Origin of the sequence: uncultured Jatrophihabitans sp. (assembly GCF_964251945.1) — a bacterium.
In the GTDB taxonomy this organism is placed as follows: Bacteria; Actinomycetota; Actinomycetes; order Mycobacteriales; family Jatrophihabitantaceae; genus Jatrophihabitans.
Genome location: NZ_CAXULP010000001.1, coordinates 1,008,114 through 1,027,991, shown reverse-complemented (window position 1 = coordinate 1,027,991; position 19,878 = coordinate 1,008,114). Strand labels below are relative to the sequence as shown.

19 protein-coding genes are annotated in these 19,878 nt (G+C 72.0%); 14 read left to right on the top strand and 5 right to left on the bottom strand.

The window, feature by feature from the left end:
• Window positions 1-43: 43 nt before the first annotated feature.
• From ACFFBG_RS04795 to prcA, 3 genes are all read left to right on the top strand, one after another.
• Window positions 44-250 (top strand): ubiquitin-like protein Pup, encoded by a 207-nt coding sequence (locus ACFFBG_RS04795; RefSeq protein ID WP_375476097.1) that lies wholly within the window; start codon window positions 44-46, stop codon window positions 248-250.
• A 78-nt stretch (window positions 251-328) separates the two neighbouring features.
• Window positions 329-1,156, top strand: coding sequence for a proteasome subunit beta (gene prcB / locus ACFFBG_RS04790; RefSeq protein ID WP_375476095.1), 828 nt, complete (start codon window positions 329-331; stop codon window positions 1,154-1,156).
• 37 nt (window positions 1,157-1,193) lie between these two features.
• Entirely contained in the window at window positions 1,194-1,946 is a 753-nt protein-coding gene (gene prcA, locus ACFFBG_RS04785; protein ID WP_375476093.1) for a proteasome subunit alpha, read from the top strand.
• Between the two features lie 7 nt (window positions 1,947-1,953).
• Here prcA and ACFFBG_RS04780 read toward each other — a convergent pair whose 3' ends face one another.
• Window positions 1,954-2,487, bottom strand: coding sequence for a ubiquinol-cytochrome c reductase iron-sulfur subunit (locus ACFFBG_RS04780; protein ID WP_375476091.1), 534 nt, complete (start codon window positions 2,485-2,487; stop codon window positions 1,954-1,956).
• A gap of 122 nt (window positions 2,488-2,609) precedes the next feature.
• Here ACFFBG_RS04780 and ACFFBG_RS04775 point away from each other — a divergent pair, with 122 nt between their 5' ends.
• Both ACFFBG_RS04775 and ACFFBG_RS04770 read left to right on the top strand, forming a co-directional pair.
• Window positions 2,610-3,116 (top strand): sigma-70 family RNA polymerase sigma factor, encoded by a 507-nt coding sequence (locus ACFFBG_RS04775; protein ID WP_375476089.1) that lies wholly within the window; start codon window positions 2,610-2,612, stop codon window positions 3,114-3,116.
• Window positions 3,113-3,796: a zf-HC2 domain-containing protein gene (locus tag ACFFBG_RS04770; RefSeq protein WP_375476087.1), complete on the top strand. Its 684-nt coding sequence runs from the start codon at window positions 3,113-3,115 to the stop codon at window positions 3,794-3,796. The genes ACFFBG_RS04775 and ACFFBG_RS04770 overlap by 4 nt, the downstream gene beginning before the upstream one ends.
• 22 nt (window positions 3,797-3,818) lie before the next feature.
• Here the strand turns inward: ACFFBG_RS04770 and ACFFBG_RS04765 are convergent, their stop codons facing one another.
• Together ACFFBG_RS04765 and ACFFBG_RS04760 are read right to left on the bottom strand one after the other, a co-directional pair.
• A complete protein-coding gene (locus tag ACFFBG_RS04765; protein WP_375476085.1) occupies window positions 3,819-4,457 on the bottom strand; it encodes a TetR family transcriptional regulator in 639 nt (212 codons plus the stop codon).
• Between the two features lie 12 nt (window positions 4,458-4,469).
• On the bottom strand, window positions 4,470-5,726 hold the full coding sequence (locus ACFFBG_RS04760) for an alkane 1-monooxygenase (protein WP_375476083.1): 1,257 nt from the start codon (window positions 5,724-5,726) through the stop codon (window positions 4,470-4,472).
• 115 nt (window positions 5,727-5,841) lie between these two features.
• Between ACFFBG_RS04760 and pafA the strand changes: the two genes are divergently transcribed.
• The 7 genes from pafA to ACFFBG_RS04725 all read left to right on the top strand — a co-directional run bounded on the left by pafA (window position 5,842) and on the right by ACFFBG_RS04725 (window position 14,427).
• Window positions 5,842-7,221, top strand: coding sequence for a Pup--protein ligase (pafA, locus tag ACFFBG_RS04755; RefSeq protein WP_375476081.1), 1,380 nt, complete (start codon window positions 5,842-5,844; stop codon window positions 7,219-7,221).
• 29 nt (window positions 7,222-7,250) lie between these two features.
• On the top strand, window positions 7,251-8,291 hold the full coding sequence (locus ACFFBG_RS04750; RefSeq protein ID WP_375476079.1) for a helix-turn-helix transcriptional regulator: 1,041 nt from the start codon (window positions 7,251-7,253) through the stop codon (window positions 8,289-8,291).
• 7 nt (window positions 8,292-8,298) lie between these two features.
• Window positions 8,299-9,279, top strand: coding sequence for a helix-turn-helix transcriptional regulator (locus tag ACFFBG_RS04745; RefSeq protein ID WP_375476077.1), 981 nt, complete (start codon window positions 8,299-8,301; stop codon window positions 9,277-9,279).
• 78 nt (window positions 9,280-9,357) lie between these two features.
• On the top strand, window positions 9,358-9,573 hold the full coding sequence (locus ACFFBG_RS04740; RefSeq protein ID WP_375476075.1) for a hypothetical protein: 216 nt from the start codon (window positions 9,358-9,360) through the stop codon (window positions 9,571-9,573).
• A gap of 6 nt (window positions 9,574-9,579) precedes the next feature.
• Window positions 9,580-10,506, top strand: a complete 927-nt coding sequence (gene tatC / locus ACFFBG_RS04735; protein ID WP_375476073.1) for a twin-arginine translocase subunit TatC — start codon at window positions 9,580-9,582, stop codon at window positions 10,504-10,506.
• 47 nt (window positions 10,507-10,553) lie between these two features.
• Window positions 10,554-13,283, top strand: coding sequence for a DEAD/DEAH box helicase (locus ACFFBG_RS04730; protein WP_375476071.1), 2,730 nt, complete (start codon window positions 10,554-10,556; stop codon window positions 13,281-13,283).
• A 142-nt stretch (window positions 13,284-13,425) separates the two neighbouring features.
• The gene (locus ACFFBG_RS04725) at window positions 13,426-14,427 is read left to right on the top strand and encodes a hypothetical protein (RefSeq protein ID WP_375476069.1); all 1,002 of its coding nucleotides are present in this window, start codon (window positions 13,426-13,428) and stop codon (window positions 14,425-14,427) included.
• A 27-nt stretch (window positions 14,428-14,454) separates the two neighbouring features.
• On the opposite strand, the gene ACFFBG_RS04720 is transcribed toward ACFFBG_RS04725, so the two are convergent.
• Together ACFFBG_RS04720 and ACFFBG_RS04715 are read right to left on the bottom strand one after the other, a co-directional pair.
• Window positions 14,455-15,348 carry a 5'-3' exonuclease H3TH domain-containing protein gene (locus tag ACFFBG_RS04720; RefSeq protein ID WP_375476275.1) on the bottom strand — a complete coding sequence of 298 codons (894 nt, stop codon included), beginning with the start codon at window positions 15,346-15,348 and terminating at the stop codon, window positions 14,455-14,457.
• An 18-nt stretch (window positions 15,349-15,366) separates the two neighbouring features.
• On the bottom strand, window positions 15,367-16,392 hold the full coding sequence (locus ACFFBG_RS04715) for a LacI family DNA-binding transcriptional regulator (RefSeq protein WP_375476067.1): 1,026 nt from the start codon (window positions 16,390-16,392) through the stop codon (window positions 15,367-15,369).
• Window positions 16,393-16,511: 119 nt separating this feature from the next.
• On the opposite strand from ACFFBG_RS04715, the gene ACFFBG_RS04710 reads away from it, so the two are divergent.
• Both ACFFBG_RS04710 and lnt read left to right on the top strand, forming a co-directional pair.
• Window positions 16,512-18,101: an amidohydrolase gene (locus ACFFBG_RS04710; protein WP_375476065.1), complete on the top strand. Its 1,590-nt coding sequence runs from the start codon at window positions 16,512-16,514 to the stop codon at window positions 18,099-18,101.
• A gap of 140 nt (window positions 18,102-18,241) precedes the next feature.
• Complete coding sequence (gene lnt, locus ACFFBG_RS04705; RefSeq protein ID WP_375476063.1) at window positions 18,242-19,876, top strand: apolipoprotein N-acyltransferase; 1,635 nt, start codon at window positions 18,242-18,244, stop codon at window positions 19,874-19,876.
• Window positions 19,877-19,878 lie beyond the last annotated feature (2 nt).

Below are 19,878 nucleotides of genomic sequence, written 5' to 3'. Positions count from 1 at the left end.
CGACGTCGGGTTAGGGTGAAGCACGAGTGAGAGAGGGGTCGCCATGCCCACCCACGACAGCGGTCAGTCGCGCCCGCAGCGCCAGCCGGAAGAGCAGGTCGAGGAGACCGCGGAGTCGAGCAGCGACGTCGCCGAACGGCACGAGAAGCTGACGGAGGACGTCGACGCGATCCTCGACGAGATCGACGACGTCCTCGAGTCCAACGCCGAGGACTTCGTCCGGGCCTTTGTGCAGAAGGGCGGTCAGTGACGCGCTGACCGCCCTGCGGCGGATCCGCTCGCGTAGGTAGTGTCGCTGACACGCCCACCACGCAAGCGAGGAGCGACGTTGACTTTCGACAGGTCCGGCACCGTGCATGGCATCTTGCGGTACGCGACGTCGCCGGGCTCGTCGTCCTTCACCGACTTCCTCGCCGCCGCCTCGCCCGATCTGCTGCCGGCGCGCGTGCCTGACACCGGCTCGCTCACGCATGGCACGACGATCGTGGCGGCCAACTACGCCGACGGGGTCGTGATGGCCGGCGACCGGCGCGCGACGTCTGGCAACCTCATCGCCCAGCGCGACATCGAAAAGGTCTTCGCCGCCGACGAATTCACGTTGGTCGGCATAGCCGGTGTGGCCGGACTCGCCGTCGAGATGGTCCGGCTCTACCAGGTGGAGCTCGAGCACTACGAGAAGATCGAGGGCACCCAGCTCACACTGGACGGCAAGGCCAACCGGCTGTCGACGATGATTCGCGGCAACCTGGCCGAGGCGCTGCAAGGCCTCGCCGTCGTCCCGCTGTTCGCCGGCTTCGATGTGGACGCGGCCGACCCGGCTGCGGCCGGCCGCATCTTCAGCTTCGACGTCACCGGCAACCGCTCGGCGGAGCGGTACTACCACTCCGTCGGCTCCGGTTCGTTGTTCGCGCGCGGCGCGCTGAAGAAGCTGTGGCGCCCCGAGCTGAGCCGCGCGGAGGTCGTCCGGGTGGTGGTCGAGTCGCTCTACGACGCCGCCGACGACGACTCCGCGACCGGCGGGCCGGACGTCACTCGGGGCATCTACCCGGTCGTCATGACCGCCACGACGGCCGGAGCGCAACGGGTCGGGGACGACGAGCTGAGCGCGACGGTGCGGGCGATCCTCGCCGACCGCGAAGCGCACCCGGGCGCGTGAGCGCGCACGCTGATTCAGCAGCTAGGGAGATCCCAGCATGAGCATGCCGTTTTACGCCTCGGCCGAGCAAATCATGCGCGACCGCTCCGAATTCGCGCGCAAGGGCATCTCGCGCGGGCGCGGCGTGATCGTGCTGACGTATGCGGACGGCGTGCTGTTCGTCGCGGAGAACGCGAGCTCGGCGCTGCACAAGGTGAGCGAGATCTACGACCGGATCGGCTTCGCCGGCGTGGGCAAGTACAACGAGTACGAGAACCTGCGCGTCGCCGGCATCCGGTTGGCCGATCTGCGCGGCTATTCCTACGACCGCCGTGACGTCACCGCGCGGGCGCTCGCGAACGCGTACGCGCAGACGCTCGGCACGATCTTCACCGAGCAGCAGAAGCCGTACGAGGTCGAGATCTGCGTCGCCGAGGTCGGCGAGACCGCCGACGCCGACCAGATCTACCGGCTGACCTACGACGGCACGATCGTCGACGAGCCGGAGTTCCTCGTGATGGGCGGCCAGGCCGAGGCGCTGAGCAGCGAGGTGAAGACCGCTTTCCGCCCGGCGCTGCCGCTGGCCGAGGCGCTTGGCGTCGCAGTCGGTGCGCTCGGCTCGGTGGGCGGCGCCAACGGCTCGCCGCGCGCGTTGCCCGCCGGCCAGCTCGAGGTCGCCGTGCTCGACCGCAATCGGCCGACCCGCAAGTTCAAACGGGTCGAGGGGCTGGCGCTGACCGCGTTGTTGCCCGAGGCGTCGGCGGGCGATTCCGAATCGGCGCCCGAGCCGGGCGAGGGCATCACCCCGTAGTCGCCAGTCAGGCTGCGACGACCTTCCCGTCCGCGACGGTCACCTTGACGGCCGGCAGCGGCGCGGTGGCCGGACCGGTGAGCACCGCGCCGGTGGTCGCATTGAACTTCGACCCGTGGCACGGGCAGTCGAGCTGCTTGCCGCTGGGCTTGACGGTGCAGCCCAGGTGCGTGCAGATCGCGCTGAAGCAGGCCGCGGTGGTGGCGGTGGGGCGCGCCACGACGCCGGGCTTGCCGTCCGGCAGCGTGACCGAGACGGCCTGGCCGACCGGGATGTCGCTGAGGGTGGCGAGCGCCTTGCCCGCGGCGGCACTGGTGGCGCCGCTGCTGCTCGAGGAACCTTTGGCGGCCGGGGCGGGCGAGCTTTGCGCCGGCGATGTCTCCGTGCCGGTGGCGGAGGCCGCCGCGTCTGACGCGGCGGCGGGCGACTTCGTCGAGCCTGAGGAGCAGGCGGCAAGCACGGCCGCCCCGGCGCCGCCGGCCCCGGCGACAAGAGCAGCGCGACGGCTGAGAATCCAGTTTGAGTTCACGCCTCTGGTCACGGATGCCGGGACCGTTCGGTTCAAGGATGGTTCAATGCTCAACGACATTGAACCGGGGAGGGCGCGGCTTCGTAGCCACGTCTGTGCCGGCCCCTTCGCTCGCGACTCGCGGCAGGAGCGACGTGCGCACCGACACCGACGCTCTGCTCCGCGCTTTGCACGACGAGCACGCCGGCGCGCTGTGGGCCTACGTGGTCGGGTTGACCAACGGCGATCGCGCGCAGGCCCAGGACGTCGTGCAGGAGACGTTCCTGCGCGCGTGGCGCAACCCTCAGGTGCTGCGCTCGGCAGGTTCGGCCCGCGGCTGGCTGTTCACCGTCGCCAAGCGGATCGTCATCGACGAATGGCGCACCTCCCGGTCGCGCCGCGAGCGCGTCACCGAGCAGCTGCCTGAACAGCCAGTGGCCGATGGCGTCGACCACACGCTCGACCGGCAGCTGGTGTTCACCGCGATGCGCACGTTGTCTGTCGAACACCGCGCCGTCCTGCACGAGTGCTTCTTCCGCGGTTCGTCCGTGGCGCAGGCCGCCGAGTCGCTCGGCATCCCGACGGGCACGGTGAAGTCCCGCAGCCATTACGCCCTGCGTGCGCTGCGGCTCGCCCTCGACGAGCTCGGAGCGGGGCGATGAGCTCCGACCGCTTCGCCGAATGGGACGCCGCCTACGCGTTCGGCGCGCTCGACCCGGCCGAGCGCGCGCAGTTCGAGCACCACCTGGCCGGTTGCGTCGGCTGCCGGCTGCGCGTGTCGCGGGCGACGGACACGGTCGCGCTGCTGGATGTCAGCCGTCCGTCGGCAGCCGAGCCGGCGGGCGCCATCGCCGGCGACTCGCCCGGCGCCGTCCCGGAGACGTTGCTGCCCGGCTTGCTGCGGCGCGCCCGGCGTGAGCGACGCCGCGCGCGGATCCTCACCCGCGCGTTGGCCGCGGCGACCGCGGCTTGCGTGGTCACGCTGGTGGTCGTGCTGTGGCCGTCCGCGACGTCGACCGGCGGCCGGTCCGCCGCCCTGCGGCTGCGGCCGGTGACCGCGAGCGTCGCGTCGGCGCTCACCGCCACCGCCGTGTTGCAGACCCGGCCCTGGGGCACCGAGATCGACGTCCGCTGCAAGTACGCGGAGTCGGCGCACGGCTATGAGCCGTACCAGTTGCGGGTGGTCGATCGTGCTGGCAAGTCCTACGAGGCGGGCACTTGGCAGCTGGCGCCCGGGGGAAGCACGGAATTCATCGGCGGCACCGAGGTGCGCCGCGAGCGGATCGCCAAGGTGCAGGTCACGCTGCCGAGCGGCGCGCCGATCCTGCAGCTCACGCTCTGACTGTTCACCAGTGACGTCGGTGCTACCGGACGGTCGGCGCGGACAGCAGCTGGTCGACGAACGGCGCGAGCATCCGGCTCACGTCGCTCGCTGTCTGCGCCGGGTCGCCGCCCGGCACGAGGGCGTGGCTGATCGCGAGCCGCACGAGCGACTGCGCGAGCAGCCGTCCGTCGTCCGGCCCCACCTGCGGCCAGACCTCGGGGATGAGCGTGGCCATCCGGTCGGTGGCCAGGGCCGAGCCGAGCGTGGTCAGCAGCCGGTGCAGCTCGGCGTCTGCCGCGTCGCTGACGATCAGCTGCACCACCGGCTCGTCGCTGGCCAACCGCAGGAACAGCGCGAACGCGGTGCGCAGCGCCCGGTGCGCGTCGTCGGCGTTGTCCCGGACGGCCACCGACACGTGCGCGATCAGCGACTCGATCTCGCGTTCGACATAGGCCTCGACCAGGGCCGGCCGCGAGCCGAACTCGTTGTAGAGCGTCTGCCGGCTGACCCCTGCGGTGGCGGCGACGTCGGCCATCGTGGTGGCCGGCCAGCCGCGGGCGCGGGCGAGCTGGTCGACGGCGGTCAGGACGGTGTCGCGCAGCAGCGTGCGGGTGGCGGTCTGGAACGGTGTGCGACCGGCGGCCGCTGCGCGCGCCGCGCCGCGGCTCGGTTGACTCACCGCTCCATCGTGTCAGGCCACGGGGACGCCCGTCGCCTGCGCATCCGTGTCGTGCCGCGGCGCCGTCGTTTCGCCGAGGCGCGCGAGCACCGCGGCGCGACGGTTGGGCGCGATGTTCGCCCGGGTGACGTCGCCGCCGTAGTGGGCGAGCACCCGCCGGTCCATGACGTGCCGCCACAGCGGGGGGAAATAGGCGAGCACGATCATCGCGGCGTAGCCGGCCGGCAGTTGGGGCGACTCGTCGAAGTGCCGCAGCGCCTGATAGCGCCGCGTCGGATTGGCGTGGTGGTCGCTGTGCCGCTGCAGGTGGTAGAGCAGCAGGTTGGTCGTCAGGTGGTTGCTGTTCCAGCTGTGCCGCGGGGTCACCCGCTCGAACCGCCCGTTGGGCAACGTCTCGCGCAGCAGCCCGTAGTGCTCGAGATAGTTCACGGCCTCCAGCAGGCTGAACGCGAGCACCGCCTGCAGCGCCAGGTACGGCAGGAGGCCGACGCCGAACGCGGCGACGAGCGCTGCCCACAGCACCACCGTCATCGCCCACGCGGTCAACGCGTCGTTGCGCAGGCTCCACACGGGCTTGCCCATCCGGCGCAGCCGGCTCTGCTCGAGGCGCCAGCCGTTGCGCAGGCTGCCGGACACCGTCCGCGGCCAGAACCGCCAGAAGCTCTCCCCGAGCCGGCTCGAGGCCGGGTCCTCGGGCGTGGCGACGCGGACGTGGTGGCCGCGGTTGTGCTCGATGAAGAAGTGTCCGTAGCCGCTGGGCGCCAACGCGATGCGGGCGAACCACCGCTCGAGGTGCTCTTTCTTGTGGCCGAGTTCGTGAGCGGTGTTGATCGCGATGCCGTTCAGCATGCCCAGCGTCGTCGCGATGCCGATGCGGTCGACGACGGACAGCCCGCCGTGCCGGCCGATCAGCCAGCAGCCGGCGAGCAGGGTCCCGAACTGCAACGGCAGGAACAGGTAGGTGATCCAGCGGTAGTATCGGTCGCGTTCGAGCCAGGCGACGGCGTCCTCGGGCGGGTTCGTGGGGTCTGCGCCGATCGCGAGGTCGAGCAGCGGGATGACGACGTAGACGATCATCGGGCCGATCCACCAGAACAGCCCCAGCCCGGTGGCCGCGACGAGGCCCCAGCCGGCGAACAGGAACAACGGCACGACGGCGCCGAGCAACCAGAGATAACGCTTGCCGTCACGCCAGGCCGGCCGGTCGGCGGTGGCGACCGGCTGCCCGGACAGAGACCCTTCCCGCACGAGGTCCTCCTCGGTGGACATTGAATGACGCCGTGTGCGCCACATTGACAGCAGGCTGGCATATGTAAAGCGAACCCGCAAGAGCGCGAGAGCAGTTCACCGCGCTTGCGCCGCGCGCGGTGACTAGGCTGATCGAGTGCAGAAGCGCATCGTCGGCTTGGAGAACGAGTACGGCGTCACGTGCACATTCCACGGCCAGCGGCGGCTCTCGCCGGACGAGGTGGCGCGCTATCTGTTCCGCCGGGTCGTCTCCTGGGGCCGGTCGTCGAACGTCTTCTTGAAGAACGGCGCACGGCTGTATCTGGACGTCGGCAGCCACCCCGAATACGCCACCCCCGAATGCGATTCGCTGGAGAGCCTGGTCGCCCACGACAAGGCCGGCGAACGGGTGCTCGAAGGCCTGGTGGTGGACGCGGAGAAGCGGCTGCACGACGAGGGCATCGCCGGCGACATCTACCTGTTCAAGAACAACACCGACTCGGCGGGCAACTCCTACGGCTGCCACGAGAACTACCTCGTGGGCCGGCATGGCGAGTTCAGCCGGCTGGCCGACGTGCTGATCCCGTTTCTGGTCACCCGGCAGCTGATCTGCGGCGCCGGCAAGGTCCTGCAGACCCCGCGCGGCGCGGTGTTCTGCGTCAGCCAGCGGGCCGAGCACATCTGGGAAGGCGTCTCGTCGGCGACCACCCGCAGCCGGCCGATCATCAACACCCGCGACGAGCCGCACGCCGACGCCGAGCGCTACCGCCGGCTGCACGTGATCGTCGGCGACTCGAACATGAACGAGGCCACGACCTTCCTGAAGGTCGGCTCAGCCGACCTGGTGCTGCGGATGATCGAGCACGGCGTGATCTTCCGTGACCTCACGCTGGAAAATCCCATCCGCGCGATCCGCGAGATCAGCCACGACCTGACCGGCACCCGGCCGGTACGCCTGGCCGCCGGGCGCAGCGCGTCGGCGTTGGAGATCCAGCGCGAGTACTACTCGCGCGCGGTCGATTTCGTCGCCCGCGGCACCGGCGACACTGGAACCACCGTCGGCGACGAGTCCGCGAAGCGGGTGCTGGAACTGTGGGGCCGGACCCTCGACGCGATCGACAAGCAGGACCTCTCCCTGATCGACCGCGAGATCGACTGGGCGACGAAGTACCAGCTGATCGAGCGCTACCGCGGCAAGCACGGCCTGCCGCTGTCCTCGCCCCGAGTCGCCCAGCTCGATCTCGCCTATCACGACATCTCCCGCACCCGCGGGCTCTACTACCTGCTGCAGCGGCGCGGGGCGGTCGAGCGGATCATCAGCGACCTGCAGATCTTCGAGGCGAAGAGCGTTCCGCCGCAGACCACCCGCGCGAAGCTGCGCGGCGACTTCATCCGGCGGGCGCAGGAACGCCGACGAGACTTCACCGTCGACTGGGTGCACCTCAAGTTGAACGACCAGGCTCAGCGCACGGTGCTCTGCAAGGACCCGTTCCGCAGCGTGGACGAGCGCGTCGAGAAGCTCATCGCCTCGATGTAGCCGGCTTTCGGTGGCGAGAGGATTGACGCGTGATCGAGCCACGGCTGGTGTCGGCGCCCCCGCAACGGCGCACGGGCGTTAGCTTTGCCGACATGGCGGCGCGGCGGGCGGAGCGGCTCGTGAACCTCGTGCTGTGCCTGCTGTCGACCCGGCAGTTCCTCACCGCCGAGCGCATTCGCGACGCCGTGCCCGGCTACGAGGCGGCCGACGGCTCGAAGGCCACCGACGAGGCGTTCAAGCGGATGTTCGAACGGGACAAGGCCGAGCTGCGCGACCTCGGCGTCCCGCTCGAGACCGGCCGCACCAGCTCTTTCGACAGCGAGGACGGCTACCGCATCCGGCGCGGCGACTACGAGCTGCCGTCGATCGAATTCGACGCCGCCGAGGCCACCGCGGTCGGCCTCGCAGCCCGGCTCTGGCAGTCGGCGACGCTCGGCGAGCCGGCCCGCCAAGCGCTGATCAAGCTGCGCGCGGCGGGCACCGAGATCCGCGCCGCCGACGCGCCCGGTGCGGTGCCGCAACTGGATGCCAGCGACCCGAGCCTGCCCGCGCTGCTGGACGCCGCCCGCACGGCGACCGCGGTGTCCTTCGACTACCTCAAGTCTGGCGCCGCTGCCCCGGAACGGCGCACGCTCGAGCCGTGGGGCGTGCTGTCCTGGCGCCGGCGCTGGTATGTCGCCGGGCACGACCGCGACCGCGGCGAAGCGCGCAGCTTCCGGCTCTCGCGCATCGTCGGCGCGGTGGCGACCCTCGACGGCCCGGGCGCGTTCGAACGGCCCGAGGTCGACCTGTTGCGGCTCGTCGCCGGCCGCGCGCCGGACGCCGGGCGGCTAGCTCGGGTGGCCGTGCGCGGCGCGGGCGCCGGCGAGCTGCGCCGCATCGCCAACGCCGTGGAGGGGCAGCGCGGCAACGGTGCCGACGACGGGGACGTGCTCAGCATCAGCTTCACCGACACCAGCTGGCTTGCGCGCACCGTCGCCAGCGCGGGCGCCGCCGCGCGGGTGCTCGAGCCGCCCGACCTGGTCGACGCGGTCGTCGACAGGCTGCGCGCCGTCGCGGGCCGACCGTGACGCCGGCATGACGACGGCCAAGGCGGCGAAGGCGGCGGCGAGTCGCCCGGCCAACGACGAGCGGTTGCCGCGGCTGCTCGCGCTCGTCCCGTATCTGCAGGCGCGGCCAAACATCGAGGTGGCCGTCGCGGCCGCGGACTTCGGCGTCACCGAGGCACAGCTGCGCCGCGATCTCACCCTGCTCTGGATGTGTGGGCTGCCTGGCCATGGCCCTGGCGACCTGATCGACCTGTCCTTCGAGGGCGAGACCGTGTCGGTGATCTTCGACGCCGGCATGTCCCGGCCGTTGCGGTTGACCGCCGAAGAGGCGCTCGCCCTGGTCGTCGCCCTGCGCACGCTGGCCGAGGCGCCTGGGCTTGCGGACACCGACGCGGTCCAGCGGGCGCTGGCCAAGGTGGAGGCGGCGGCCGGCGGCTCGGTCGACGGCGCCGCGGTGGCCGTCGAGCTCGACCAGTCCGACCGGATCGTGCCGCTGCTGCACCGGGCGGTGGACGCGGGCCGGGCGCTGCGGCTGCGGTACTACTCCGCGTCGCGGGACGAGACGAGCGATCGCGTGATCGACCCCGTGCGGGTCTTCGACGCCGACGGCCGCAGCTACGTCGAGGCCTGGTGCCGGCACGCCGAGGGCATGCGGGTCTTCCGCGCGGACCGCATGGAGGACGTCGTCGTGCTGGACGAGCCGGCGGCGGTGCCCGCGGGCGTCGAACTGCGCGACCTGTCCGAAGGCGTTTTCCAACCGGCCTCCGAGCATCTGCTGGTCGGCCTGCGGCTAGGCCCCGCGTACGCCTGGGTCGCCGACTATTACCCCACCGAAGGGGCGGCCGCGGACGGCGAGCGGATGCGGATCGAGCTGCGAGTGGCCGATCCGGGCTGGGTGCGCTCGCTCGTGCTCGGCTCCGCCGGCCAGGTCGAAGTGCTGTCGCCGGAGTGGCTCGCCGAGGACATCCGGGCCGAGGCCGCTCGCGCCCTGGACGCCTACGCCGGGTGAGCCGTGCCGGCGCCGCAGCTGAGGCGGACGCCCGCTGACGCGCCGCGTCTACGGAACCGCGGAAGTAGAGTGCGTGGCGTGGCGTGGATCGCGATCGGGGCGTGGATCGCGGCGGCCGTGGTGGCCGTCGTCGTCCTCGGCGTCGGCGTGTACGAGATCGGCTGGAAGACCAAGCGGCTGCGGGGCGACCTGCGCCAGCTGCAGGGCCTGACCGGCGAGCTTGACGCGCTGCTCGGCCAGCTCGCCCGCGTGCAGCAGCGGCTCGCCGCCGCAGCCTCTGCCGGCAAGGGCTGAGCGGGCGTGGCCGTCCGACTGCGCCGCCGGGCGAAGGATCCCGAGGGGCGGATGCCCGTCCTCGATCACCTGCGCGAGCTGCGTCGCCGGCTCATCATCGTCGTCGTGCTGATCGCGCTGGGCGCGGTGCTCGGCTGGTACCTGTACCCGCACACGTTGGAGTTTCTACGCCATCCGTACTGCGAAGTGCCGGCGAAGTACCGATTCACCAGCGCGATCGGCGGCAAGTGCGATCTCTACTACCACGGTGTGCTGGACGGATTTACGACGCGCTTGAAGGTCTCGGTGATTTCCGGCGCGGTGTTCACCGGACCGCTGTGGCTGTACCAGATCTGGGCGTTCATCACGCCCGGCCTGCGCCGCAATGAGCGGCGCTACACGATCATGTTCATCGTCACCTCGACGCTCTTGTTCGCCGGCGGCGTCGCCTTGGCCTACGTCGTGCTGTCGAAAGGGTTGCGCTTCCTGCTCAGCTCGGCCGGCTCGGGCACCCAAGCCCAGCTGACCGTCAGCGACTACATCTCCTTCGTCGTGCTGCTGCTCGTCGTCTTCGGCGCGGCGTTCGAGGTGCCGCTGCTCGTGGCGCTCGCCAACCTTGCCGGCGTCCTGTCGGCCCGCGTGCTCAAGAAGTCCCAGCGCCTCGCGATCTTCCTGATCTTCGTGTTCGCGGCCGTCGCGACGCCGAGCACCGACCCGTTCACCATGTGCGCGATGGCGATACCGATGGTGGTGCTGTTCGAGGCCGCGGTGCTGTTCGCCGTCGTGCACGATCGGCGCAAGGCCCGCCGGCAGGCGGCCGAGCGCGCCGAGGAGCACCTCGACGACGACGTCGCCTCGCAGGTCGACCCGCTGCCCGTGCGGTTGGAGTCGCGCGGGGACGCCGCAGCGCGCGCCGACTCGCCGGTCGGTTCGGCCTGGTCTGACTCGACCTGATATCCAGACAGGACGTCGGCACACGTCCATTCCCTACTGTTGCGGGCATGGCCTCGCCGAGCGAGCGGTATGCCGCTGCCCAGCGTCGGACCGCGCAGCCGGTGCTGAGCGACTTCCGCGCCGGCTACTCCTTCGCCCTCGACGACTTCCAGGTCTCGGCCTGCGAGGCGCTGGAGAACGGCTACTCGGTGTTGGTCTGCGCGCCCACCGGCGCCGGCAAGACGGTCGTCGGCGAGTTCGCCGTGCACCTCGCGCTCGCCGCCGGGCAGAAGTGTTTTTACACGACGCCCATCAAGGCGCTGAGCAATCAGAAGTTCAACGACCTCGTCGACCGCTACGGCGCCGGCCAGGTCGGCCTGCTCACCGGTGACAACGCGATCAACTCCGACGCCCGCATCGTCGTCATGACCACCGAGGTGCTGCGCAACATGCTCTACGTCGGCAGCGAGTCGCTCGCCGACCTCGGCTATGTCGTGATGGACGAGGTGCACTACCTCGGCGACCGCTTCCGGGGCGCGGTGTGGGAGGAGGTGATCATCCACCTGCCGGCGGCGGTGCGGCTGATCTCGCTGTCGGCGACGGTGTCGAACGCCGAGGAGTTCGGCGACTGGCTGCAGTCGGTGCGCGGGGAGACGACCGTGATCGTGCACGAGCAGCGGCCGGTGCCGCTCTGGCAGCACGTGCTCGTCGGCACCCGGATGTTCGATCTGTTCGGGGCTGGCGACGCTGCCGGCGCGACCGTCGACAGCGGGTTGTTGCGCAACGTCGCCGACCGCACCCGTTACCTCGAGCCGGTGGGACGAACCGGCGCGAGCCGAAGCCGCGCCCCCCGCTGGCGCCCGCCAAACCGGCCGGACGTCATCGCCCGGCTCGACCGCGACGGGCTGCTGCCGGCGATCACGTTCATCTTCAGCCGGGCCGGTTGCGACGCCGCGGCCAAGCAGTGCGTCTACGCGGGCATCTGGCTGACGACCGAGGACGAACGCGCCGAGATCGACCACGTCGTCGACGAGCTCACCGCGCATGTCCCGCGCGAAGACCTGGATGTTCTCGGCTATTGGGAATGGCGTGACGCGCTGCGTCGCGGGGTCGCCGCGCACCACGCCGGGCTGATCCCGGCGTTCAAGCAGACCGTCGAGGAGCTGTTCGTGCGCGGCCTCGTCCGGGCGGTGTTCGCGACCGAGACGCTCGCCCTGGGCATCAACATGCCCGCCCGCACGGTGGTGCTGGAGCGGCTGACGAAGTTCAACGGCGAGACGCACGCCGACATCACGCCCGGCGAGTACACCCAGCTCACCGGCCGCGCGGGCCGCCGTGGCATCGACATCGAAGGCCATGCCGTCGTCGTGTGGTCGCCCGAGGTGGACCCGCAGCGGGTCGCCGGTCTCGCGTCCACCCGGACTTATCCGCTGCGCTCGTCGTTTCGGCCCTCGTACAACATGGCGGTGAACCTCGTCGGGCAGATGGGCCAGGACGCCGCACGGACGCTGCTCGAGGCGTCCTTCGCGCAGTTCCAGGCCGATCGCGGCGTCGCCGGGCTGCTTAAGCAGATCCGCCGCAACGAGCAGCTGCTGGGTGAGTACGGCGCGCAGCAGCAGTGCCACCTGGGGGATTTCGGCGAGTATTTCGAGCTACGCCGGCAGCTCGGGGAACGCGAGTCGCTGCTGGCCCGCGAGGGTGCCCACGCGCGGCGGGGCGCCGTGGCCAAATCGCTCGAGTCGCTGCGCCGCGGCGATGTCATCAGGGTGCCGCGCGGGCGCCGCTCCGGGCTCGCCGTCGTGCTCGATCCGGGCGTCCAGCCGCACGACGACCCGCGGCCGCTGGTGGTCAGCGAGACGCGCTGGTCCGGCCGGCTCTCGCTCGTCGACTTCCCGCACCCGGTGGACGTGCTCGGCTCGGTGCGGCTGACCAAGCACGTCAACCACCGCTCGCCGCAGGAGCGGCGAGACATCCTGACCAGCCTGCGCACCCTCGACCTTCCGGACCAGCGGCCGCCGCGGCGGACCTCGGCCGGCACGGACGAGGACGAGCAACTGCTGCGGCTGCGTCGCGAGCTGCGCGCCCACCCGGTCCATCAGTGTGCCGACCGCGAACAGCATGCCCGCTGGGCCGAGCGGCGAGTCCGGCTGGAGCGCGAGAACGACGGCCTGCGCCGGCGGATCGAGGGCCGCACCGGTTCGCTGGGCCGAACGTTCGACCGGATCTGCGCGTTGCTCGCCGAGCGAAAGTACCTGGCGAACGACCAGGCTACGCCGGCTGGCAAACGGCTGGCCCGCATCTGGTCGGAGGCCGACCTGCTCGCCGCGGAGTGCTTGCGGCACGGCGCCTGGGACGCGCTCAACGCGCCGGAGCTGGCCGCAGTGGTGTCGACGCTTGTCTACGAGGCCCGACGGGACGAGCCGCTCGTCGACCGCATGCCGTCCGACTCGGTCCGCGACGCGCTGGCAGCGACGGTGCGGCTGTGGGGCGACCTCAGCGACGACGAGGCCGATGCGGGCCTGCCACGCACCCGGGAGCCCGAACTCGGGTTCGTGTGGGCGGCTTTTCGCTGGGCGCGCGGGGAGCGCCTGGACAAGGTCTTGGCGGCGTCGGCCAGCCGCGGCACGGAGCTGTCGGCCGGCGACTTCATCCGCTGGTGCAAGCAACTGCTGGATCTGCTGGACCAGCTCGCGAACGCGGCCGGCGTCGAGGGGGAGCGCAGCGCGGTCGCGGCGACCGCGCGGGCCGCGGCAAGCTCGCTGCGGCGCGGCGTCGTGGCCCAGAGCATGCAGCCCTGAACCGCGGCGAGCGGCCGCCGCTGCCGGTCGTCGCCCTCGCCGCCTCGTCGCTGTCGAGGCGAACAAGCGAGGCGATAGCGTGGGCGGCGAACTCGGCCGCCCGCTACGGGCGACGGCGTCGAATGAGCGAGGTGCGCAGGCCATGAGTGAGAGCGGCAACCAGGGCCCGACCGGCGACGGCTCGTCGACGGACTCGAGCGGCCAGCAATGGCCGCCCGCTGCGCCGCAGCAGGCGTGGACGCGGCCCGAGGAGAGCGCGGAGCCTGAGCGCGCTGGGCGTCCGTCACCTGAGGTCCGCCCCGCGGGCGACTTCGGCACCCAGGTGCTGCCGACGGTGTCCGACGGCCAGCCCCGCCAGGGCGTGGCGCCCGCCGACTACCAGCCGACGCAGAGTTTTTACCCGCCGGCGGAGTACACCCAGCCACCCGAGCAACCTCAGCAGCCCGGTTACGGCCAGCAGCCGGGCTACGGCCAGCAGTCCGGCTATGGCCAGCAGCCTGGCTATGGCCAGCAGCCGGGCTACGGCCAGCAACCTGGTTACGGCCAGGGTTACGGCCAACAGACCCCCGGGTACGGCGAGCAGACCTCCGGGTACGGTCAGCAGACCTCCGGATATGGCGAGCAGTCGCCCGGATACGGCTACCAGACCCCCGGGTACGGTGCGCAGTCCTACCAGCCGGGTTACGGCGAGCAACCCGGCTACGGCCAGCAGAGCTACGCGGGCCAGCAATACGGTTACGGGCAGCCGGGTTACGGCCAGCAGAGCTACCCCGGCCAGCAATACGCGCAGCCCCCCTACGGCCAGGCAGGCTATCCGCAGCAGCCGGCTGAGCAGGGCAAGGGCAAGAGTAAGACGGTGCCGATCGTCGTCGCGGCGCTCGTCGTGGTGCTGGGTGCGGCGGCTCTGATCTACCAATACGTCATCAAGCCTCATCTGTACACAAGGCTCAGCCACACCGCCGTTGAGCAGTACATCAGGACCAGCAGCCAGCTCGGCAAGCCGACGAACGTCTCCTGCAACGGCGGCAAGGACTTCACGCTCAAAGCGCGCGGCGACAAATTCACCTGCACGAGTTCGGCGGGAACGTTCACCGTCACGATCCGCAACAAGGCCGACGGCAGCTACATCGTCTCCGGCGGCTGACTCTCGTCTCCCGCCGAGCCGGTCGGCTCAGCCGGCCGCGGCTCGCATCGCAGCAAGCATCCGCTCAACCGGCCCGTCGATCCCCAGCTCGTCCACGAGCGCGACCAAGCGCTCTGGATCTCGTGGCTCGGCGGGGATCCGGTCGTCGAGCGCGCCGACCGGCACGTCCAGCCGGCCGCGGACGGCGGCGGGCGCAGCGGCGAGATAGTCCAGCGCGGCGCGCACCTTGGCGGCCGCGCCCGCCGGAAAGCCAGTGTCGCCGGTCCGGGCGGCGGCCACGATGTCCTCCACCGCGCCGAAGCGGCTGACGAGCGCGGCGGCCGTCTTCTCCCCGACGCCGGCGACCCCGGGCAGCCCGTCGCTCGGGTCGCCGCGCAGCACAGCGAAATCGGCGTAGTGCTCGGCGGGCACGCCGTACTTCGCCCGCACCTCGGCAGGTCCCATCGCCTCGAGCTTGGCGATGCCCTTGCCGGTGTAGAGGACGGTGACCCGCTCGGTGGCGAGCGCCAGCATGTCGCGGTCGCCGGTGACCACTTCCACCGGGTCGGTGTCGCGGTGCGCCAGCGTCGCCAGCACGTCGTCGGCCTCGAAGCCGTCGGCGCCGGCGGTCGCCAGCCCGAGCGCGGCCAGCGTTTCCAGCAGCAGCGGCACCTGCGGGGCGAGCAGGTCAGGCACGTCCTCGCCGCCCGCCGGCGCGACCCGGTGCGCCTTGTAGGTCGGGACCAGCTCGACGCGGAACGCCGGGCGCCAATCCAGGTCGAGGCAGGCCACCCAGCGGCTCGGCCGGCGCCGGTCGATCAGCGAGGCGGACATGTCCAGAAACCCGCGGATCGCGTTGACCGGCCGGCCGTCCGGCGCCGTCACCGTCTCGGGGACCGCGTAGAACGCGCGGAAGTACAAGCTGGCCGCGTCGATCAGCATCAGCGTCACGCGGTCACCTCACGCGCCGCCGGCGACCGTGCTGCCGCGCACGACGAGTTCGGTAGGCAGCACCACTGCGGGGTCCCGCGGCAGGTGCTCGATGTTCTCGGCGTCGTCGGCGATCAGCGCGAGCAACCGGTTCGTGATGTCCAGCGCCTCGTCGGCGACGGGTTGGCGCACGGTCGTGAGGCCGAGCAGGTCGGACAAAGGCTGGTCGTCGAAGCCGACCACCGCGACGTCCTCCGGCACCCGCAGACCGTGCCGGTGGATCTCGCGCAGCGCCCCGTAGGCCATCTCGTCGCTCTCGGCGAAGACCGCGCTCGGCCGGTCGGGCAACGCGAGCAGGTGGCGCATAGCGGCCCGGCCGCCGTCCACGGTGAAATAGCCGAGCACCTCGAGCTCTGGGTCCGACTCGACGCCCACAGCGCGCAACGCGTCCCGGTATCCGTCGCGGCGGTGCATCGGCGGGGTGAACGCCATCGGGTCGTCGGTGTCGCCGCCGATCAGCGCGATGCGCCGATGGCCGAGCTCGACCAGGTGGTCGACGGCGGTACGCGCCGACCCGACGTCGTCGATGGACACCGAGAGGAAGCCGTCGCGCTCGAGTCCGAGCAATCCGACCGGCAGGTCCAGGTCGGTGAGCGCGGAGAACTCCGCGTCCTCCAGGACGAGGCTGACGATCAGCACTCCGTCGACGCGCTTGCGCATCGGCATGACCTCGAAGAACCGCGTCCGGCCGGCTTTGTCGCCCAGGTTGTACAGCAGCAGGTCGAAGCCGGCGAGGCGTAGCGCCTGCTCGACGGTGTCGATCACCTCGGCGAAGAACCAGCGGTTCACCCAGGGCACCACCAGGCCGACGGTCGTCGTCCGGCCGCTGGCGAGGCGGGCCGCGAACGGCGAGGCGACGTAGTCGAGCTCGGTGGCCGCGGCGAGCACGCGATCACGCGTCGCCGGCGCGACGTCCGGCAGCCCGCGCAACGCCCGGGACACCGTCGCGATCGAGACGCCGGCGCGCTTGGCGACGTCTTCGATGCTGGCGACCATCCGCGCTCCTCCCACCCGGTGCGCATCCGTCGGGCGCGAAGCGCCGGGCGCGACGGCACACGCTACCGCTCGCCCCGGCCGACGACAGACCGTGACGGACCCTGGCAGACTCGGCGGCCGTGCCGACGGTATATCGCAACGGCAGGATTCACTCGCGGGCCGCCGCGGGCGCGACCGCATTCGCCGTCGACGCCTCGACCGTCACCTGGGTCGGCGACGAGGACGCGGCGGCGCATTACGGCGGCGTCGGCGACGTCGTCGTGGATCTCGGTGGTGCTTTCGTGACACCGGCGTTCGTCGATGCCCACGTGCACACCACGATGACCGGACTCGCGTTGACCGGTCTGGACTTGCGCTCGGCCCCGTCGCTGCGCGCCGCGCTGGAGCTGGTCGAGCACGCGACACGGGCGAGCCGGGGCCGGCCGATTCTCGGCAGCGGCTGGGACGAGTCGGGTTGGCCGGAGCGCCGGGCGCCGACGGCCGCCGAACTCGACCGCGCGGGGTACGGCGGACTGGTCTACCTCGCCCGCGTCGACGCGCACTCGGCGGTGACGTCGTCGGCGCTGATGGCCGCGGTGCCGCGGCTGCGGACCATGACCGGATTTCGCGCGGACGGCTGGCAGCGCGGCGCGGCGCACGACGCGGTGCGCGTCGCGGCGCTGTCCGGGCTGAGCGCGGGCCAGCGCGCCGATGCGCAGCGCGCCGCGTTGCGCCGGGCCGCCGGGCTCGGCATCGCCTGCGTGCACGAGATGGCTGGGCCGGTCATCTCCTCCGCCGACGATCTGGCCGGGCTGCTCGCGCTGTCCGTCGCCGAGCCGCTGCCCCAGGTGATCGGGTACTGGGCCGAGCTGCACGGGGTGCAGGCCGCGCGCGACCTCGGCGCGGTCGGCGCGGCGGGGGACCTGTTCTGCGACGGCTCGCTCGGCTCGCACACCGCCGCGCTGTCCGAGCCGTACGCCGACGCGCCGCACACCCGCGGCTCGTTGCGCCACGAGGTGGGCGAGCTCGCCGAGCACATCGCCGCGTGCGTGGCCGCCGGGCTGCAGGCCGGTTTCCACGCCATCGGCGACGCCGCGGTCGACCAGGCGCTGGCGGCGTTCGAGCTCGCCGCCGAACGCCTGGGCCGCCCTGCCGGGGCCGGGTCGCGGCTCGAGCACGTCGAGTTCGTCCGCGATCCAGGGCGGCTGGCCGCGGCCGGCCTGATGGCGTCGATGCAGCCGGCGTTCGACACGCTGTGGGGCGGGCCGGCCGGCCTGTACGCGCAGCGGCTGGGCGCGGAGCGCGCTGGCGGGTTGAACCGGTTCGCCGAGCTGGCCGCGGCCGGCGTCCCGCTCGCGTTCGGCTCGGACTCGCCGGTCACCGAACTCGGGCCCTGGGCCACGGTGCGCTCGGCGGCCCACCCCTCGGATCCGGCCGCGGCGATCAGCCCGCGGGCCGCGTTCGCCGCGCACACTCGCGCCGGCTGGCGTGCCGCCGGCATCGACGGCGAGGGCATGTTGGCGCCCGGCGCGCCGGCCACCTTCGCCGTGTGGGCTGCCGGCGAGCTCGCGGTGGACGCCCCGGACGAGCGGGTCGCGCGGTGGAGCACCGATCCACGGGCGGCGGTGCCCGGCCTCCCGGACGTCGCGCCCGGCGTCGAACTGCCCACCTGCCTGGCGACGGTGCTGCGCGGGACGCCGATCCACGACCGCGGCCTGCTCGACGGTTGACTCGACCGCTGACAACGACGGCTGACTCGACGGCTGACTCGACGGCTGACTCGACGGCTGACTCGACGGCTGACAAGGACCGCCGCCGCCCGGCCTGAGAGTCCGGCCCCGGGTAGCGCACCCTCGGCGATACTGGTCGGATGCATCCGCGCCGCGCGCCCGCCTTTCCCCGGCGCTGGGCGGCGGTGGCGGCGATCGGCGGCGGGTTGTTCGGCGTGCTCGCCTTCCCGCGGTTCGGCTGGTGGCCGATGGCCGCGGTCAGCGTCGCCGCCTTGTCGCTGGCGGTCGACGGCCGGCGCGCGCGAACCGCGGCGTGGCTCGGCTTCCTCTACGGCGCCGCGTTTCTCGTCCCGTTGCTCAGCTGGACCGGCATCTATGTCGGGCCGGCGCCGTGGCTAATTCTCGCCGTCGCCTTCGCCACCTTCTTCGCCTTGCTCGGCGCGGTGCTCACTGTGCTCACGAGGTTGCCCGGCGGCCCGTTCTGGGTCGGCGCGGCGTGGGTGCTCCAAGAGGCGCTGCGCGACCGGCTGCCGTTCGGCGGGTTCCCCTGGGGACGGTTGGCGTTCAGCCAGGCCGACTCGCCGCTGCGCTGGTTCGCCGCCGTCGGCGGGGCGCCGCTGGTGTCATTCGTCGTCGCAGTGGCCGGCGGCGGGCTCGCGGCGGCCGTGCGCTGCGCGTGGGAACCGGGCCGGGGCGCCGACCGGCGGCGGCGCCTGGCGCCCGGTGTCGCGGTGTTCGCGTTGGCGCCGCTGCTGGGTCTCCTGCTCGCGTGGCCGCTGATGCCGGCGCCGGACCGGGACGGCCGGACCGAGACCGTCGCGCTGGTGCAGGGCGGCCTGCCCGACCTCGCGCTGAAGTTCGAAAGCCGCGCCGAGCAGGTGCTCGACAACCACGTCGCCGAGACGCTCAAGCTCGCCGCGCAAGTCAAAGCCGGCACGATCGCCCGTCCGAGCCTCGTGCTGTGGCCGGAGAACGCCTCCGATGTGGATCCCTTCGACAGCCCGGAGGCCTACGCCAAGATCGAGCGGGCGGTACGGTCGGTCGGCGTGCCGGTGCTCGTCGGCGCGATCCTGAACGGTCCCGGCCCGACGCACCGGCGCAACGTCGGCATCCTCTGGTCGCCGACCACCGGCCCGGGCGCGGAGTACGTCAAGCGGCATCCGGTGCCCTTTGCCGAGTACATCCCGCTGCGCGGAATTGCCGAGGCGGTCAGCTCGGACGCCAAACTGGTGACCCAGGACATGGTCGCCGGACACGGCGACGGGCTGCTGCGCGGCGGCGCTGGCCAGGGTGTGGCGCCGATCGGCGACGTCATCTGTTTCGAGGTCGCCTACGACGATCTCATCCGCTCATCCGTCTCGGCCGGCGCGCAGCTGCTGGTCGTGCAGACTAACAACGCCACCTTCGGGCACACGGCCGAGACCTACCAGCAACTGGCGATGAGCCAGCTGCGCGCGGTCGAGACGGGGCGCGCGGTGCTGCAGGTCGCGACAACCGGAAAGTCCGCGGTCATCGGCCCGGACGGCCGGGTCCGCACCGAGTCCGGCCCGCTGTTCGCCCCGGCGATCCTCGACGAGGAGGTCCCGCTGCGGACGGCGCAGACGCTCGCGACCCGCCTCGGTCCGTGGCCGGAGTACGTCCTCGCCGGACTGTCGGTGCTCGGCATCGCGACGGTCGCGTGGCAAGCTCGACGGCGGCGTCGCGGCGAGGGCGAACCAGCGTTCCCGCCGTCGACCGCGGGAACGGCGATGTCCGGGGAGATGGTGCACCAGTGAGC

Excerpts from the sequence above, each read along its gene's own strand:
- ACFFBG_RS04795 (WP_375476097.1), top strand. The coding sequence starts at position 44 with ATGCCCACCCACGACAGCGGTCAGTCGCGCCCGCAGCGCCAGCCGGAA.
- prcA (WP_375476093.1), top strand. The coding sequence starts at position 1,194 with ATGAGCATGCCGTTTTACGCCTCGGCCGAGCAAATCATGCGCGACCGC.
- ACFFBG_RS04770 (WP_375476087.1), top strand. The coding sequence starts at position 3,113 with ATGAGCTCCGACCGCTTCGCCGAATGGGACGCCGCCTACGCGTTCGGC.
- ACFFBG_RS04760 (WP_375476083.1), bottom strand. The coding sequence starts at position 5,726 with ATGTCCACCGAGGAGGACCTCGTGCGGGAAGGGTCTCTGTCCGGGCAG.
- ACFFBG_RS04745 (WP_375476077.1), top strand. The coding sequence starts at position 8,299 with ATGACGACGGCCAAGGCGGCGAAGGCGGCGGCGAGTCGCCCGGCCAAC.
- ACFFBG_RS04730 (WP_375476071.1), top strand. The coding sequence starts at position 10,554 with ATGGCCTCGCCGAGCGAGCGGTATGCCGCTGCCCAGCGTCGGACCGCG.
- ACFFBG_RS04725 (WP_375476069.1), top strand. The coding sequence starts at position 13,426 with ATGAGTGAGAGCGGCAACCAGGGCCCGACCGGCGACGGCTCGTCGACG.
- ACFFBG_RS04720 (WP_375476275.1), bottom strand. The coding sequence starts at position 15,348 with ATGCTGATCGACGCGGCCAGCTTGTACTTCCGCGCGTTCTACGCGGTC.
- ACFFBG_RS04715 (WP_375476067.1), bottom strand. The coding sequence starts at position 16,392 with ATGGTCGCCAGCATCGAAGACGTCGCCAAGCGCGCCGGCGTCTCGATC.
- lnt (WP_375476063.1), top strand. The coding sequence starts at position 18,242 with ATGCATCCGCGCCGCGCGCCCGCCTTTCCCCGGCGCTGGGCGGCGGTG.